The organism is Endozoicomonas acroporae (genome assembly GCF_002864045.1).
GTDB classification, from domain to species: Bacteria; Pseudomonadota; Gammaproteobacteria; order Pseudomonadales; family Endozoicomonadaceae; genus Endozoicomonas; species Endozoicomonas acroporae.
Genome location: NZ_PJPV01000089.1, coordinates 36,821 through 54,877, shown reverse-complemented (window position 1 = coordinate 54,877; position 18,057 = coordinate 36,821). Strand labels below are relative to the sequence as shown.

The window sequence follows — 18,057 nt, the reverse complement described above, 5'->3', positions numbered from 1 at the left end:
AACAAAAAAGGCTTCCTTTGTGTCTTCGTGTCTTTGTGGTTCAAGGCTTTTAGGGCCAGTTTGCTGCCACCGCAAGACATGGATGCAAGAGTTAGAGCAACACAGAAGCAGTTGCTGCGCAGGGCAGTCTATTCTCAGACAGCCTCCTGGAGACATGCCCAGATCACTACTGTGGAGAAAGACCGCAATGACAAGTTGATAGATATTCTTGCGAAGCTGAGTCAGGGTTACCCTCTGGTTATTGTGTTCTGGTTCCTGCTGCGTAGCCATAAAATACAATCCCGCTTGAATCTTTTCTGCCCAAAGGATGGATAACTATTGTCCAAAAAAAGCCTCCCGAAAAGGGAGGCAACTCTGTACACACTCTATAAGCACTTTGCACACATAACCGTTAGCCTGAAATATTACTCCTCCTGCTAAAAGTCATACCGCAACCGGGCGATAAATCCGTCGGACTTGAAGTTATCCATCCAGTCATGGCTGTAGTTAAAAGACAGCGTCATATTATCGTGCAGATCCATATCCACAGAGGCAGCAAACTGGTAGCGGGTGGTGTCACGTTTGGCACCGTGCACCACAAAGCTTTCGCCACCGGCGGCATAGTGAGCGGTCATGGTGACCGGGTCGTCTTTAAAGTCGTGCAATACCATCAGTTTGAAGGCCGGGCGGAAGGCCAGGTCATCCATCTGTATATCGCCCATCAGTCGCACACCGGCACCCAGTTCCATAATGGTGTAATTGTCGTTTTTCACCTGATCAAAGGCGAGGTGGCTCAACGGGGCAGACTCGCGGTAGTCGTCGGTGGTGATGCGGTAGTAATTAAAGGCCACCAGGGGTTGCCAGCTCCACTCTTCACTGGTGGGCAGGGTCATGCCGCCACTCAGGCCGATACCCCAGCTCTTGCTGTCGTAGCTGGATTGTACCCGGTTGCCGCTGACGTTACGGTGGCCTTTGTTATCCCCGGAGGCATAGCTGATCATGCCGTCCATAAACATATCATCCTGGTCATAAGAGCCGTACAGGGTGAAGATATGGTTTTTGCTGTCCATGGTGCTGCCGGAACCGACACCTTCACCGCTGATATCCGACTTGGCGTAGGTGTAGGCCACCCCGGCATCAAACATCGGGTCCAGCTCCCAGTCTGCCCCCAGGGTAAAGCCATTGGTTTTGTCCTTGTAGCCATATACGCCGTCTTTTTCATCCTGTTTAGCGTTGTTGTAGGCGTATTGAATCCAGACGCCACCGGACTCCATCATATCGCCACTGTTCATGCCGGTGCGCCGGTTGGTATTGCGGGTATCAATGGCTTTACTGGACATCTGTTGTGCATCGCGGCTGGCGGTAATGTTGCTGCCGGTATTATTGGGTGTGAGCTGTTTGGCAAGCTGGGCGGCACTGGCCGGGGTGGAGGCCCGCTGGACCACAAATGTATTGAGCGGGTCACCAGTGGTCCGGGTGCGGGACCGGGCAGCGGCGGCCTCGGTTGGATTTTTCGGGGCAACGGCAACGTCCACCGCCCGGACCGCAGAAGCAGGGGCACCACCGGCGGCAGCCATATCGCAAACGAAGGCTTGCATAGGCTGGGTGGCAAGTACCATCAGTTGCTTATTGCTGGATTTCTTATCGCTGGAAGTCAGCATGGCATAATAGTGATCGTATTGCTCGTTGGTAGCCGCGACTTTAACGGGTTGGTTGATGTCACTCTCAGCTTTCATTAATACATACTGACCCGCACTGTCTTTTGAAGGGTCAAAAACAATCTGTTCCGCACTGACTTTTGAACTGTCAAAAACAACCTTGGCATCAGGCCCGATGGTAATGGAGCTAACATTGACAGATGGCAAAACAACACTCTGTCTGGCGCTGGCATCAAGGACTGGCTCTAAATCAATTTCACCATTTTGCTGATAACCTGCTTTAAAAGAAATAGGATTATTAATAACCAGCGTACCCCCAGAGGCAATATCCAGAGCAGGTTGAGGGGGTTCACCAAAAGCCGCTCTGCTGGCAGGAGCCGACCTGCTGACAGTCAATGATGCCTCAGCACTGGCTGACTGCATGGCATTTAACTTGCCGGTTACCTTAACAGAGTCAGCTTCAATGGTTCCGTTAAATTTACTGTCACCACTGAAGACAACGTTGTTGACCCCTTTAATATTACCCTTCAAGGAGCCGCCAGCCTCTTCTAAATTGACGGTTGTTCCTTTTGGAAGGCCACTGAAATTAAGGTCGCCGCTGATGTTACCACTGGTTGTGACAGCCAGGGTTTGCTCTGTTGCACCTGTTGGAATGGGCGTAATAGTAAGGTTCAAAGGTTGAGGTTCTTCTGTGGCTCTCGTGCCGACCGATGAATTTGGGACAGTAATCCCCGCAACATTAACACCGGGCCCAATATTAACGGTGGCCGTATCTTTGTCATCCGGCGTCATGGGAATCGTACCAGCGGACCAGTCATTGCCGGTAATGGCCAGATTATTCACGCCTCCGCTGGTTGCCCCAAGTTTCGCCCCACTGCCCAATGTCAGCGTGCCGATACGTTTGGTGGTCAGGTTTACGGCTTTTTTGGGCGTATTCAGAACCAGGTTTTGACCGCTGGTTGAGCCGGTTTTTGCGCCAGCCGGTAAGCCACTGCCCACCTGCACCTGCTCAAAAGGCAGACTGCCGGCATTGACTGTTCCAGCGTTGGTGATCGGACCCAGGGTGGTGGCCACACCACTAATATTCACCTCTGTGGCATTGGTAATTGCTCCCAGGCTGGCACCGTCGGCAATAGTCACTTTTTGTGCCCCAACAATGTCGCCCAGAGTGGTGCCTTTATTGGCTTTGAGTTTTTCCAGAGTGCCGCCTTCGACAACTTTAATGGCTCCCAGTGTGGCCCCTGTGGCAGTCAGTGTTGAGAGTGTGCCTCCGTCGGCAATGGTAATGTCTCCCAGGGTGGCCCCTGTGGCAATGAGTGTTGGGAGTTCGCCGCCGCTGGCAACATTAATGGCACCGAAGCTGGATCCTGGCTCGGCATTCAGCTCTGAGAGTACTCCGCCAACATCAATCGCGCCCAGGCTGGTGCCTTTTTTGGCAATGATGGTTCCGAGTGTGCCGCCAACGTCAATCGCTCCAAGGTTGGCCCCATCACTGGCATGAAGCTCTGTGAGTGTGCCGTCAATGGTAACGGGCAGTTGCTGGGCGCTGGTGGTCAGGACGTTCAGAGTTGCGCCCGAAGGTTTAGATAATGGTAGACCGGCAACATTCAGAGCTGCCACCACACCTGATGATGTGATATCAAGGCTGTTCAGATTGCTGAAAGTGCCTGGTGCCATCCAGCCAGAACCATTGATACTCAGGGTGCTCATGCTGTCTATATCAACGTTTGGTAAATTACCCGCAGTGATAATCAGCTGGTCATTCAAAGCAGCGACGTTCTTAAGTGAAGTAACGGTACCTCCGGCAATTTCAAAAGTGGTCGTGGGGCGATCAGCAGAGCTGAAGTCAATTGAGTAAGATCCTTTTTCTACGGTTTTCAGATAGAATGCGCTGGGCATTCCGGATGCGGTGAAGGGGATAGATATTGTTGGTTTACTGTTATTTCCATTTTTACCATTTTTGCTTGGTGAGACGACAAGATCAGCAACAAGTTCTGTTGTGATGATAGTGTCATTGACAATCCCACCCAGTCCCAGTCGTTTTAAATTGCGGTCGATTTTGGCAGGAGGCGACGGATATTCAATACCTGTGAAGCCCTTTGGAAGCCCGGTTGTAGTCACGTTGCCAGTCAACACAAGGGTATCTGCTTTGGCCAGGTTACCTTCTATGTTGCCAATATTGTCTTGAGTGATGCTAGTTGAGGGTGTGTACATCAGACTTGGTCGGTTGACTACGGTGGAGAAATCAATATCACTGATAGTGCCATCGCCGCCAATGTTAAGATAGCCGTTGACATCAGCCAGATGATCGAATGCCACATTCAAAGTTTCTTTAGGGGTTGCTACTGTAGTTCCACTGAATACACTGTTAATAGCGTTAACCGTTAAACCTTTAGCAACATCAATGGTTTCTGGATTTGTAACTAATTCCTCAAACTCCCAATCACTGCCGCGGATGTTAATAGTTTTCGCGTTGGTGATAGAGTCAACATATGCACCCTTACTTACATTCACCGTTGCTATCAAACCGGGCTCTGTGGCGGTGATTTTAATAGGGTTTTTGCTCCCAGATGGCGAGTTGATGTTTAGCGAGCCATCAGGGCTTGGTGCCACTGCACCAGAACCTGTCACGGTAATGGCTTTTATCACAGGCTCTGTAATGGCTGGCGCTGGTGTTGGGTTTTTGGCATTGACACTGTTAACACCGTTTAATGGTGCAGCCAGTTTCCAGCATTCATTTTCTGAGCATGAGCTATTGACCGTAATATTGTTTACTGTAATCCCTGACCCCGATAGCTGCGGATTACCCGATATATTCAGGTTTTCTATTACACCCTTGTCCGGACTAGTTGTAACTGCCAGGGTCTGTGAGTTTACATTTAAGGCACTACCTTCGGCTTTCGGTAGATCTGATAATTCTGCTGCGCTGTTGACGTAGACATTTTTGATTGGCGAAGAGGTCGTCAATGCGGTCACCCCGGTTGCCCAATTATTAAGAGCCAAACTTGAGTTACTATTGACCTCAATCTTTCCTACGGTAATAGGGGCTGCTGCTGTCAGTTTTGGCGTACCCGTGATATTCAGGTTAGTGATAGAACCTGCTGCACCATTGTCGTTATCCTTGATAGTTGTAACTGCCAGATTCGATGAATTTACATTCAAGGCACCATCATCGATTTTCAAAAGATCTTTTAATGCTGCGCTGTTGACGTTAAGAGTGGAGATTGCATTAGAGGTCGTCAATGATTTCACCCCAGTTGCCCAATTCTTTTTATCATCCTCAGATGCATTAAGAGCCAAAGTTGAGCCTTTATTAATCACAATAGTTTCTACGGCAATGGGGGCTGCTATCAAGGCTGTTGGCGTACCTGATATATTCAGGTTTGTAATAACACCCGTTGACCCTGTAGTAGACACTGCCAGAGAATTAGAATCTGGCACTACATACAAGGTGTCTGGCTGAACGATGGGAACCTGTGGCGGAGTTGGTGGTTGGCTGTTGACGTAAAGATTGTTGATTGCCGACGAGGTCGTTAATGTGCTCAACCCCTCTGCCCAACCCTGGACTGTCCAACCGGTGCCATCAATATTGATGGTTTCAAAGTTGCTGATACTGCCTTTAATACCGTCACCCATTGTGGCAGAAATGGTTATTTTGTCCTTTTTATTTTTGTAACTACCTATTATGTCTCCAGTAAATGTACCACCCTCAATGTTAACAGTGACAGGTCCGGTTCCAGACGATGCATCCAATGCGGGTACCGGGGATTCACCTAAGCCGGTGATAGCAGAATTACCTTGGAAGTTGAGGGTAATATTTCCAGTTGCTGCAGCGGGTACTTTAATGGCAGCCTTGGAACCTTCGATTGTGCTGCCATTTATTGTGAGTGTTCCCCCGGCAACGGATACCCCGGTTGTATTGGTTGCATCTGTAGTTGCCGTGATAGATCCCGCTCCACTAATGGTTAATGATTGACCAACAACCTTCACGCCGGTAGCGCCAGCCCCAACTTCAACGCTTGCTTGCTTAGTATTAGTCAGAGTCAGGGTATTAGCACCAGACTGACCGACAATACTTGCGCCATCGGCTGTCCCGGTTACTTTGATGGTAACATCTGTCGGAATTTCCAGTTCGCCGCCTTCTAATGAAATATTTTTTGCTAGTTCTTTTATTTCAATGCCGGTAATAGCTGTTTCAGTCTTATCATCTTTAATGGTCATTTTATTTTTGGGCGGCCATTTATCAAGAGGGTCTGATACAGGTGGTTGTCCAGAACCATCTGATGCAGGTGTGTTTCCAGGTGCATCTGGTGTTAGTGCTTTGCCGGGAGCAACTGGTGTTGATGGTGGATTAGCCTCTTCAGCACATAAGCCATCACTGGCAGCCCACCCAGCCAGCACAGAACTGATACCCAGAACCAGAGCTTTTTTCCTCAACATAATTACTGTACGACTCATTACATATACCTTAAACGACGCTAAACGCCTGAAGATGGTTGTAGATGCCTTGAAGGATGTTGAATCAAACCAGAAATAAACGTCGGATGATTTTTAAAAAAAACGGTGTACGTCTAATAACAGAGAACAGAATAACTGAACTTCAAGTTAGTCCAGTAATTACCGAATTTAAATACTGTTTATTATTTAAAAAAACTTTATTAAGACAGTTTGTTTATAATATACCTCAGCGGGAATGCAGGTCATCCACCGCCAGCGGTCGAGTTACCTGAAGGAATCACCCACTCCGTACCAGGGCGAAAGAGCTGCCTGTGGCAGTCCGTGTTCGGATAATCCCTCCGTATCTATAGTCACTCAATGCACTCCCAAACTATTTAAATACTGTTCAGGAGTCATCACAGCCAGCTGTTCTGTTTTGTAGTCTTTAATGTTTGTAGAACACATTAACAAAGACGATTGATGATGTCGTACCCTGGCACTGGCCTTCCTGGATCAGAGTAAAAAGGGTGGCTGAATGGTTGAACCAGGGTTTTCAGAAAGTTTTCAACCAGCCTGGATAAGCTTTTCGGTTCTCCGTGGCAAACAGCAGCATAACCATTCTTTCTATAGCCTCTGATTATCAGAGACTATGGTAAATATCTAATTCCTTAATTGAACTGTTAGCCTGCATCAGGCACCTGTTTTTTGTCGTTCATAGACTTCGACCCGGAGTTGCTCTCTGGCCTCAAAGAGCGAATCTTTGAGGGTTTCTATCTGTTCTTGCTGATCCTCCTGACTTAAACCTTCTGCTGACAGGATATGATTTCTTTGAACCAGGTACTGGTCGATCCGGGACTGCCAGACAGCCCGGTCTTTTTCCAGCTGCTCAAAACGCTCTGCTGCCTCGTAGCCAAACATCTCTACTTTGAGGTATCGAATTTCACTTTCGTCAGCTCCGGCCTGCTTTAAATCCGCTGTTCTGCGATGTAATTCATCAATGATCTGAACCTCCCTTCTGGCTTCGATCATTTCCTGTGGGGCACTTGCGTCAATCTGCTCAAGTTGATACTGCTTTTCCTGATCGCTGAGGGAGCCATCGTTCAATACGTTCATTTTGGCAAAGGTATATTGATCGTAACGTTCTTCCTTGCCATAGAAAGCTTCACGAACCTCTCTGGTTAAATAGATGGATTTCAGTCGGTCGATGTCTGAAAATTGCGCTCCTAACACAGAAAGATAGAGCGTTTTATCAAATCCGCTACCATCAGCCGCTAATGTCTGAAGAGAGGGAGAGCGTTCCAGCTTCAACCTGTACAAGGCGAGTTTAAAGTCGATATAACTGTTCAGAATCGCCCTGGCCTCAGACAGTGCCGGTTCAGTCAGTGAATTCGTCAGATATTCATTGATTCTGCCAAGAATGATTTCAAGCGGTTCCTCTTCTACGGCAGAGAGAAAGTAGTCGAAGATCTGCCTGATATCACTGGCAATGATCAGGTGTCCATTATCGTCTACAGCCAAACGTCCCATAACCGTGGTGTCTTGAAGTGTATCGGGCAAGGCTCCGAAGCTGGACATATAAACCGCTGAACTATTTGATGATGTCTTTTCCAGAGCATTGGGTGAGGACTGGTCAGAGATAACAGGTTGGGCTGCCTCAGGCTGACTATCTGTTTCAGCGATTTGTTTATAGACGATTACGCCAATACAAAACAAGAAACAGATAAAACAGGATATTTTGAGTTGTCTGAGTCGTGATGCTTTCATGAATTATCTGCCTGTACCATTTGGAGAAGACCTTTCATAGATCTTCTCCTATTGATGACACCTTGCTTTTATAAGCCAGCTGTTTTCAAGCGTACAGCGTGGTTTTCATAAAGGGTAACCGGATCGGTTTCAAAAAGATGGTGAATACCAAAAAGATGATTGATAGCATCCAAATGATTCAGGCTGTAATCAGTCCCAATGACTTTACCCCAGTGCTGACTGCATTGGCCGACCAGTCCATCATCATTGTTGCCGCTGATGCCTGTGCTGGTCAGTATCAGGAAGGCGTCTGAAATATCAAAAACGTTGGTTGCGGCATCATTGCCTCCCCAAGAGTAATAATGCACTCCATTAACTTCCTGTGCGCCCTGGCCACAAGATGAGGATGGCATGCCGTCGGGAAACTTTTTGTTGAACTCTGCCGCACCGGCTGTCGTCAGGAATGTGACCGAGTCCAGGGCATCTTGCGGATTCTCAGGGTTGCCAGCAAGAAAGTCGGTTATTTTCCCCATCAGCTCAAGAGCCTGAGCTATAAAAGCTTCTGTGTTCCCGCCCATCGGTACCAGGCCCCGGGCCACATCGGCAAACTCCGAGCCAAAGTTGACGCCGCTTATGGTGGTTACAGAGGCTACCAGGTCAGGCCTGACACCCGCAGCGTAACGGGCGGTGGGTCCGCCAAGGCTATGCCCTGTCAGATTGAATTTTTCGGCACCGGTGGCGGCTTGCAAATCTTCCAGATAGGTCACAAGCTGCTCTCCCCTGACATAGGCGTCTTCCCAGGCAGAGAGGTTGGGGCTGTAGACTTCGGCACCTCTCTCCTTGAGAGCACTGTGAACACCGTAAAAGTAATCAATACCCAGAATGGAGTCGAACCCGGCCACACCATGCACCAGAACAATAGGGTATTTGGTTTTGTAGGCGTCACAGTCTTGCCAGAACATACAGGCTGCATTGGCCTGTGTGCTCAATAGAACGCTAAATGTCAGTGCTGTCCAGAGGATTTTTTTTATTATTGTGTCCGTCATGTCAATCTCAAATTTAGTTGTCATTGTATAATGGGCTAAACCTCTTATATCCCGTGAATATTAATGCCAAACTCAATCTTGTTAATCAATAAGCCAATGACGAAATCATGCATTCTCTTTGGTTTTGAAAAGCATATTGTCTTTTTTATCAAGCGCTTGATCCAAGTTCTGAAATTCAAATTTTTGCGTTCTGTTTTTTGGGTGTTTTTCTTACATACATCATGTTTTTATTCGAACTGAACCGGTTGTCTGACGACAGGCTTTATATTGCCATAGAGTTTTACTATCGAAATGGTTACGGGATTGTAAACTTCGGCAAGGCTGCACGGCAAAAACATGATTAAAAATCAATAGCAGCAAAAACTCGATTAAATGTGATGGCAACAGGTATCCCACCGGGGAGTGTCAGGTGCTCACGAAACCATTTTCCTTGGTCTTGGCGAACAGTCGAATAGCATTCCAGTCATCGGTGCCGAAAAGGATGGCGCAGACGGATATAAACATAATTTCGGCCAGAATATGGGTCGTTTTTTGGGGATCCCGAGGGTCAGTGAGTGTGCTGAATTTTGAGAACAGGGCTTTTGCCGACATAGGTGCTTTGAAGACAGAAAAAAAACAGGTATTTTGCAGCTTTTTAGGATGCTTGTCTGTTCAAAAAACACTCATGTTTTTGCCGTGGGGGTTTTCTTCTGGCAGGGTTTTCAGCAAGTTTTCAACCCAGGAGTCACGGATGAAAATCAAGCAGGACAATGCCCCCTCCATATCTACTATAAAACGCGCCAATCTATACTATGTAGACACTTCGACAAGGCAGGGGCTCCCCGGCAAACAGCAACATTGCCGGAAAGCAAAGCTTTTATTGTGCTTTTTGGACAGTGGGTTTTAATAGGCACTGCCAACTGCCCACTGTGTCAGGCTTTTTTCCCCTGCAATTGCTGCCCCAACCGCGCCAGTTGCTGCACAGGAATCGGCAACTGCTCCAGCTCCAGGCTATCCAGCAGGTTTTTTACTCCAAGCCCCAGCTCAGTGTCACCCTCAATCATCAGGCTGCGTTGAAAGAACAGGGTATCCGGGTCTTCCTGTCGGCTGGCCAGTTTCAGGAAGGCTTTGCTGTCTCCCCGGAATGCAACATCAAAGTGTCGTTGGCCGGTAGCGGTCAGCTGACTGCCATCGAAACTGATAAAGAAGCTGATGTCGATATCGGTAATATGGATTTTCAGGCAGCGATTTTCCAGAAAATCAAAATCGCCTTCTTCTACCGGCGCATGGAAGATGTGGTTAATGGCTTTGGTCAGCGGCTTGTTCACCATGGCTGATGGCAACAGCCTGACCGGCAGGCCCAGCAATTCAATACCTGGTTTTTTGAATCTCTCCCGCAGGTTAATACCGGGCAGGGGAAGTCTAATAGATGGCAGCAGACTCAATGACAGCTCCTTCTCATATTGCTCACTTTTTCAAATTTCTCAATGGTGGCCCGGTCCAGCAAGTACAGCTCATCCAGTATGCGCAGTTGCAGAGAGCCAGGACCGGGGCAATCCATACTGGCCAGTTCGCCGGCAATGCCAAGACAGGTAAGGCCGGATACGGCCGCAATCAGTGGTGTATCGCAGACCGCAAGAAATGCGCCGATGATGGCAGTTGCCGTACAACCGGTGCCGGTTACTCTGGCCATCATAGGGTGGCCATTATTGATTTTGTAGACGTCGTAGCCATCGGTCACATAATCGGTAGCACCGGTTACCGCGATAATCAGGTGATGTTCACGGGCCTTTTCCTGAATAAATTCCAGGGTAGACTCACTGCTAGTGCTGCTGTCGACGCCTTTCCCCTCATTGGCACCGGTAAACAGGGCTTTGATCTCGGAGGCGTTGCCCCGTACGACGGATGGCTTGTTGGCCAGCAACTGTTTATTGGCTGTCAGCCGAAAGGGTGTTGCCCCGGCACCGACCGGGTCGAGAATCCAGGGCTTGTCAAGTTGTAATGCCGTTTCTGTGGCCAGAAGCATGCTTTGCAGACTGGAGCCGGTCAGCGTTCCAGTGTTGATCACCAGGCTGCCGGTAATGCTCACCATATCTGCGACTTCTTCAATGGCATGGGCCATGATCGGCGATGCACCAATGGCCAGCAGGGCATTGGCTGTGGTGTTGGTGACCACATCGTTGGTGATGTTGTGAACCAGCGGCTGCTTTTCTCTCACTTCTTTGAGTGAATGAATCATTTGTTCTTGCATAGGAAAGGCCTTTTTATCCATGCTCAATAATAATGATGTCTGGCGGACAGTGAATTGACACGTGTCACGGTCTTGTCTCCTGACAAATGATTTCAAGAGTAGATCATTTGTTATCAGGTTTTTGTTGTTGGCAAGTATTCCTGTTTAAAGCAGATATCTTGAAATTATATTCTGCAAATTATCTAAATATGGATTTATTGGCTATTGTTTTTTGTCGTATCTAGCTATATTTTTTACCGCCTGAATACTACCGTTTTAGTTCAGTTTTCTGCTTATCAGTTATCCCGTCAGATCTCAGTTTTTACCTATGGAAGGGGCTTCAGAACCTTCTCCTGAACAGACTGACGGATTCTATGTAATTTCAAAAGAATTGACCGGTTCTTCCTTCACAGAATCGGTGCAGGGATTTTTTTGCGCTTTTTCTGCCCGATCAGGGCTTTTTGTTTCAGGAGCGAGGGAGATGGTTTTTAATCGGGATATGTTGGCGGATACTTTTGCCATGATTACCTTTGGTATTGTGGTTGGCATGAGTGTTGAACTGCTGGCAGGGCTGAGTTTTGAACAGTCACTGCAATCCCGTCTGATGAGTGTTCCCGTTAACCTGTTAACGGCAAGAGCTTATGGACTGTACCGTGACTGGCTGATTCGTCGTGGCCGGTTTATCGGCAATGGCTTTATGCAAATGACGCTGTTGGATGCCCTGGCGTTTCTGTCGTTTCAGATTCCGCTGTATGCCTTGCTGTTATTGTCGACGGGTGTCAATCTGGAGCAGTTGCTGGTTGCCTGTGCAGGGCAGATAGGAGCCATGCTGATTATGGGGCGGCCATACGGAATCTATTTGCAGCTCTGTCGCAACTGGTTCAAGCCTGTCACAATTCCTGCCGTATAAAAATTCTTCAGTTTTTCATGAATAAAGCCCTGATTCGTAAGCGATTTTCGAATCAGGGCTTTTTATTTTCCTGTCCTGGCGTTATAGTTATTTTCCGAAATGAGTCGGCATGGTTTTATGTATTTGTCGACGCACTCTGGCATTAATAACATAACCTCCATGCACTCATGTCACCCATGAGTCCGGCCTGAACTTCTATTCAATTTGTGACGGCTGTCAGGGGGTATAAGCTGTATCACGTATCGTCTGTATCTGTCGTAAGTCAAACTGCGCTGCCCTCTGTGGGGGAACCATTGTTATTCCATATACGACAGCGTATTTGCATCATGGCTTGCGAGTTTCAGAAGCTGAGGTTCACCTTCTGACGTTCGGGACTGAGCATTACAAGGGGGAAGCATGTCCTTACTGGAAGTAGAAGGGCTGCGCATTGAGTTTCCATCTCGTCATGGCACTGCTGTAGCTGTTAAAGGGGTTTCATTTACCCTCGAGAAGGGGGAGATACTGGGCCTGGTCGGTGAGTCCGGTGCCGGTAAATCCACCGTTGGCAATGCGGTCATTGACTTGCTGAGCCCTCCCGGTGTGGTGGCTGGTGGTAATATCAAGCTGGATGGCCAGGCCATCAGTGGTCTCAGTGGCGAAGCCATTCGCCGGGTCCGTGGTCGTCGTATCGGGTTTATTTTTCAGGACCCAATGACGTCTCTTAACCCGCTTCTGACCATTGAAACCCAGATGGTGGAAACCATCATGGTCAATCTGGGGCTTGATAAAGCTGCGGCCTATAAAAAGTCAATTGAACTGCTGGCCTCGGTGGGCATTGCAGAGCCGGAAGTCCGTATCAGGCAGTACCCTCACCAGTTTTCCGGTGGTATGCGACAGCGTGTTGTTATTGCCATTGCCCTGTCCGGCGACCCTGAGCTGATTATTGCCGATGAACCCACCACGGCACTTGATGTCTCTATTCAGAATCAGATTCTCGAATTGATCCGCAAACTCTGTAAAGAGCGGGACGTTGGCTGCCTGCTGGTCACCCACGATATGGGTGTTATTGCCAATGTGACGGACCGTGTCGCTGTTATGTATATGGGTGACCTGGTGGAACTGGGTTCTACCGAACAGATTCTATGCCGCCCGGAACACCCTTATACCCAAAGCCTGATCAGTGCCGTGCCCAGAACCGATATTAAACTGCACCGCTTTCCCAGGGTTGAGTACATCGAAAAAGAACAGGGGCGTCATATTGATGTGAAGAATCACTGGCTGGGGCAGAAAGAGCAGCTTTCTGAATTGAATGCAGAGATAAGCGACCGTGCTCTGCTGACCGTGAAAGACGTTAACCTTCGTTTTGAAACCCAGTCTGCGTTCCTGGAAAAAAATCGCCGTTACGTTCAGGCATCCAACCAGGTGTCTTTTGAGGTGCGCGCCGGTGAAACCTTCGGTCTGGTCGGGGAGTCCGGTTCCGGTAAGTCAACAATTGCCCGGATTATTGCCGGTCTTTATCCACCAGACTCCGGATTGATTGAGTTTGCGGGTCAGGATATTACCCGGCTGACTGAAAAACAGCGTAAGCCATTTCGCCGTCAGATCCAGATGGTGTTTCAAAATCCCTATTCCAGCATGAATGCCCGAATGACGGTGCAGGACATCATCGCCGAGCCCATTCGTTTCCATCAACTGGCCGAATCTGAACGTCAGATCAATAGTATCGTGGCGGATCTGCTGGATCACGTTGGCCTTGGTCGTGGGGCCGGGGTCAAGTATCCCCATGAATTTTCCGGCGGCCAGCGTCAGCGCATCTCCATTGCCAGGGCATTGGCAACCCGCCCCAGATTCCTGATCTGCGACGAGCCGACCTCAGCTTTGGATGTCTCGGTACAGGCTCAGATTCTCAACCTGTTAAAGGACCTTCAGGAAGAGCTTGGCCTGACCATGCTGTTTATCAGCCACGATCTGCCGGTTATTCTGCAGATGTGTGACCGCATCGGTGTGATGAAGATGGGAACACTGGTGGAAGTGGGGGACACTGACCGGATTTTCAGTGATCCTCACCATGAGTACACCCGACATCTGATCAATATGATGCCAAGGGTTGAGAATTTGTCCCGCAGTGGATTGGATATTGAAGCCAGTGTTGCTGCGCATTCTTAAGAGCATGGACTGTTATTGACATGGAGTGTGTGTCGTCTGTCTGCAAGGCGACAATAATTTTAAACAGTGAAACACCTGTAATGGGGGAACGATGAAAAAAACCATGAAGCTTTTTATTGAAAGACCTATAAAAAGACCTATAAAGAGACTGGCCGGAGCAATTCTGGCAGCATCATTGGCGGTAGGGGCCCAGGCCGCTACTTTAAAAATGGCCTACGATTCCGATCCGGTATCTCTGGACCCGCATGAGCAGTTGTCCGGTGCAACGCTGCAGTTGTCGCACCTGGTATTTGATCCACTGGTTCGTTGGGATGACAACCTTCAGTTTGAGCCTCGTCTGGCGGAAAAGTGGCAGCGTATTGATGACAGGACCATGCGCTTTACCCTGCGTAAAGGCGTTAAATTCCACAGCGGTAATGGGCTGACGTCTGCCGACGTTCAATGGACTTTTCAGCGACTGGCCAGCAGCCCGGACTTCAAAGCGGTGTTCGAGCCTTTTGCCGCCGTGAAGGTCATTGACGACTATACCTTTGATCTGGTGACCAAAGAGGCGTTCCCCCTGGTATTGAACTCTGCCACCTACCTCTTCCCGATGGACAGCAAGTTCTATGCAGGTCTGGATAGCACAGGCCAGGAGAAGTCGCTGCTGAAAAAGCACGGCGATACCTATGCCTCTAAAAATGCTTCTGGTACCGGGCCGTTTATTGTGACCGAGCGTGAGCAGGGCGTGCGTGTCGATTTCCAACGGTTTGCTGGTTACTGGGATAAGCAATCGCCGGGTAACGTGGATGAAATAGTGCTTACCCCCATTAAAGAAGGTCCAACCCGTGTAGCCGCTCTGCTGTCCGGTGACGTGGACTTTATCTTCCCTGTGCCGCCTAACGATCATGAGCGTATCAAGCGGTCTGGCAATACGGACCTGGTGACCCTCGGTGGCACCCGTATCATCAGTTTCCAGCTGAATCAGGAGCGTGTTCCCGCGTTCAAAGACCAGCGTGTCCGCCAGGCCATTAACTATGCCATCAACAATGACGGCATCGTTAAAAAAATCATGAAAGGCTTTGCGACACCTGCCGGTCAGCAGGGGCCAAAAGGCTACGCCGGTTATGTTGATGATCTGCAGCCACGTTATGACCTGAAAAAGGCCAGGCAGCTGATGAAAGAGGCCGGTTATGAAGATGGCTTCGCCATCACCATGATGGCTCCCAATAACCGTTATGTGAACGATGCCCGGATCGCTCAGGCGGTGGCTTCCATGCTGTCAAAAATCAACATTAAAGTGGATCTGAAAACCCTGCCAAAAGCGCAGTACTGGCCAGAGTTTGATGAGCGTTCTGCGGATATGATGATGATTGGCTGGCACTCCGATACGGAAGATTCCGCCAACTTTACCGAGTACCTCACAGCCTGTGCCGATTCGATTTCCGGCTGGGGACAGTACAACTCCGGTAATTACTGCAATGAGGCGGTAGACGCGCTGGTTAAGAAGGCAGGCTCTGAAACCGATCCAACCGTACGGGCACAGATTCTGCAGGACGTTGAGCGTACTCTCTATGAGGAAGCAGCCTTTGTTCCCCTGCACTGGCAGAACCTTGCCTGGGGTGCCAGCAAGAACGTGGCCGCCAAAGACGTTGTTAACGTGATGAACTTCCCTTACCTGGGCGACCTGGTGATTAAGGAGTAAACGGTTTAGCCCGGATACTCGTGGTCTAAAAGCCTTGAACCACAAAGACACGAAGGCACAAAGGAAGCCTTTTTTGCTTGCTGAGCGTAGCTCAGGCAAGCCCGGAAAAAACTTTGTGTCTTTGTGCCTTTGTGGTTCCCTTCTTTTAACACCCTCGGGAAACGAGTTCGGACCGGGGAATGAAAATGCATCGCTATTGCTTTTGTCAGGCATCCAGGGATATTTATGCTGTTATTTTTAATGCGTAGGCTTATGCAAGGGCTGATAGTGATGTTTGTCATCAGCATTATCAGCTTTTCCATACAGGACAATCTTGGGGATCCACTCCGGGAGCTGGTAGGGCAATCGGTGTCAGAAGCCGAACGTGAAAAGTTGCGTGACGAGATGGGGTTAAACGACCCGTTCCTCACTCAATACACAAGATTTATGGGTAACGCGTTACAGGGCGACCTGGGGGATTCTTATTTTTTTAAAGCACCGGCGCTGGACGTTATCCTGGCCAAAATGCCCGCCACCCTTGAGCTGGTGTTTGCCGCGAGTTTGATCATTATTCTGGTGTCTATTCCCGCTGGTGTGTATTGCGCCATTCGACCCAACAGCTGGTTTACCCGGTTAATTCTCGGGTTCAGTATTCTCGGTATTTCTGTTCCTGTTTTTCTGACCGCTATTTTCAGTATTTACCTGTTCTCTATTGAGCTGGGCTGGCTGCCATCTTATGGCCGTGGTGAGCTGGTGCCGGTTATCGGTGGCTGGGAGAGTGGCCTGTTTACTCAAGATGGCCTGTTGCATCTGATTCTGCCTGCCATTTCGCTGGCCAGCATTATGCTGCCACTGTTTATCCGACTGATTCGCTCTGAAATGTCAGAAGTGTTGCATACCGAGTACGTCAAGTTTGCCAGAGCGAAAGGGTTGAAAAAGGCGCGTATCTACTTCCTCCATGCCCTGAAGAACACCATGTTGCCGGTGATCACCGTTGGCGGTGTGCAGATAGGAACCATGGTCGCTTATACCATTCTTACGGAGACTGTCTTCCAGTGGCCGGGCATGGGCTTTCTGTTTCTGGAAGCGGTCAACCGGGTGGATACGCCGCTGATTGTTGCTTACCTGATCGTTGTGGGTGCCATTTTTGTGGTGGTGAATACGCTGGTGGATCTGCTGTATGGCCTGATTAACCCCACCGTCAGACTGGCGAGGAGTGCCCAATGAGTGAATTGATATCGAACACGCCGGTCGATCAGGAATCTGCTGCGGCTAATCTGGCGCCGGGGCGCTGGGAGCGTTTCAGGAACTCCACCTTCTGGTACAGCTTCACCCGTGACAAGGTGGCCATGGTCTGTGCCCTGATTTTTGCGCTGTTTGTGGGGGCTGCGCTGTTGGCTCCGATCCTGGCACCCACCAGTCCCTACGATCTGTCAACCATTGATATTATGGATTCGGAAATTCCCCCGGTGTGGGCAGCAGAGGGGGATGAACGTTTTCTGCTGGGCACCGACGACCAGGGTCGTGATCTGTTCAGTACCATTCTCTATGGTATGCGCATCTCATTGGCGATCGGTCTGTTTGCGGTGTTGTTGCAGGCTTTTCTGGGGATCGTTCTGGGCCTGACCGCCGGTTACTTTGGTGGTCGAATCGATAGTTTTCTGATGCGGGTTGCGGATATTCAGCTGTCGTTCTCTACCATGATGGTGGCGATTATCGTGCTGGCGGTTTTCCAGGCCTCTTTTGGTTCGGAACTCTACAGTAAGCTGGCCATGTTCATGCTGATATTGGTGATTGGTATTGCTGAATGGCCTCAATATGCCCGTACGGTTCGGGCATCGGTATTGGCAGAAAAGAAGAAGGAGTATGTAGAGGCAGCCAGGGTTATGGGTTTTGGTGCCGGGCGTATTATGTTTCGACATATCCTGCCAAACTCACTGTCGCCTATTCTGGTGATCTCGACGGTGCAGATTGCCAATGCGATTATCAGTGAGGCCGCGTTGTCGTTCCTGGGTCTTGGTATGCCGGTATCCCAGCCCTCTCTGGGGTCTCTGATCTCCAGTGGTTTTGAGTATATTTTCTCTGGCAGCTGGTGGATTACGGTTATTCCCGGGATTGTGCTGGTGGTTCTGGTGTTGGTGCTCAACCTTCTGGGGGACTGGCTCAGGGATGTGTTGAATCCAAAGCTGTATAAGGGTTAAGACACGGCTTCAATTTATTGGTTCCTTTTATCAAAGACTCCCAAACTCCGTTCGTCCTGAACGGAG

At 49.2% G+C, this 18,057-nt stretch carries 12 protein-coding genes and 1 pseudogene; 6 read left to right on the top strand and 7 right to left on the bottom strand.

The features are described from left to right. The first annotated feature begins 78 nt into the window (after nucleotides 1-78). Nucleotides 79-315: a hypothetical protein gene (locus CX664_RS15585; protein WP_146000045.1), complete on the top strand. Its 237-nt coding sequence runs from the start codon at nucleotides 79-81 to the stop codon at nucleotides 313-315. Nucleotides 316-416: 101 nt separating this feature from the next. Here the strand turns inward: CX664_RS15585 and CX664_RS15580 are convergent, their stop codons facing one another. The 7 genes and pseudogenes from CX664_RS15580 to thiM all read right to left on the bottom strand — a co-directional run bounded on the left by CX664_RS15580 (nucleotide 417) and on the right by thiM (nucleotide 11,093). Further along, a complete protein-coding gene (locus CX664_RS15580) occupies nucleotides 417-6,095 on the bottom strand; it encodes an autotransporter outer membrane beta-barrel domain-containing protein (protein WP_101747633.1) in 5,679 nt (1,892 codons plus the stop codon). A 669-nt stretch (nucleotides 6,096-6,764) separates the two neighbouring features. Then, nucleotides 6,765-7,838, bottom strand: coding sequence for a lipase secretion chaperone (locus tag CX664_RS15575; RefSeq protein ID WP_101747632.1), 1,074 nt, complete (start codon nucleotides 7,836-7,838; stop codon nucleotides 6,765-6,767). 68 nt (nucleotides 7,839-7,906) lie between these two features. Then, nucleotides 7,907-8,863 (bottom strand): esterase/lipase family protein, encoded by a 957-nt coding sequence (locus CX664_RS15570; RefSeq protein ID WP_101747645.1) that lies wholly within the window; start codon nucleotides 8,861-8,863, stop codon nucleotides 7,907-7,909. A gap of 44 nt (nucleotides 8,864-8,907) precedes the next feature. Next, a pseudogene (locus CX664_RS28210) lies at nucleotides 8,908-9,078 on the bottom strand (IS1 family transposase); the annotation flags it as partial. Between the two features lie 190 nt (nucleotides 9,079-9,268). Next, a complete protein-coding gene (locus tag CX664_RS28205; protein ID WP_101747630.1) occupies nucleotides 9,269-9,454 on the bottom strand; it encodes a transposase family protein in 186 nt (61 codons plus the stop codon). A 320-nt stretch (nucleotides 9,455-9,774) separates the two neighbouring features. Then, nucleotides 9,775-10,287: a ubiquinone anaerobic biosynthesis accessory factor UbiT gene (ubiT, locus tag CX664_RS15555; protein ID WP_101747629.1), complete on the bottom strand. Its 513-nt coding sequence runs from the start codon at nucleotides 10,285-10,287 to the stop codon at nucleotides 9,775-9,777. Continuing rightward, nucleotides 10,284-11,093, bottom strand: a complete 810-nt coding sequence (thiM, locus tag CX664_RS15550) for a hydroxyethylthiazole kinase (protein ID WP_244910676.1) — start codon at nucleotides 11,091-11,093, stop codon at nucleotides 10,284-10,286. The genes ubiT and thiM overlap by 4 nt, the downstream gene beginning before the upstream one ends. A gap of 460 nt (nucleotides 11,094-11,553) precedes the next feature. Between thiM and alaE the strand changes: the two genes are divergently transcribed. From alaE to CX664_RS15525, 5 genes are all read left to right on the top strand, one after another. Further along, entirely contained in the window at nucleotides 11,554-11,982 is a 429-nt protein-coding gene (alaE, locus tag CX664_RS15545) for an L-alanine exporter AlaE (RefSeq protein WP_163369906.1), read from the top strand. A gap of 396 nt (nucleotides 11,983-12,378) precedes the next feature. Beyond that, nucleotides 12,379-14,127 carry a dipeptide ABC transporter ATP-binding protein gene (locus tag CX664_RS15540; protein WP_101747626.1) on the top strand — a complete coding sequence of 583 codons (1,749 nt, stop codon included), beginning with the start codon at nucleotides 12,379-12,381 and terminating at the stop codon, nucleotides 14,125-14,127. Nucleotides 14,128-14,230: 103 nt separating this feature from the next. After that, nucleotides 14,231-15,811 carry an ABC transporter substrate-binding protein gene (locus CX664_RS15535; RefSeq protein ID WP_241693460.1) on the top strand — a complete coding sequence of 527 codons (1,581 nt, stop codon included), beginning with the start codon at nucleotides 14,231-14,233 and terminating at the stop codon, nucleotides 15,809-15,811. A 225-nt stretch (nucleotides 15,812-16,036) separates the two neighbouring features. Further along, nucleotides 16,037-17,017 (top strand): ABC transporter permease, encoded by a 981-nt coding sequence (locus CX664_RS15530; protein WP_101747624.1) that lies wholly within the window; start codon nucleotides 16,037-16,039, stop codon nucleotides 17,015-17,017. Next, a complete protein-coding gene (locus CX664_RS15525; protein WP_101747623.1) occupies nucleotides 17,014-17,991 on the top strand; it encodes an ABC transporter permease in 978 nt (325 codons plus the stop codon). The genes CX664_RS15530 and CX664_RS15525 overlap by 4 nt, the downstream gene beginning before the upstream one ends. Nucleotides 17,992-18,057: the final 66 nt, after the last annotated feature.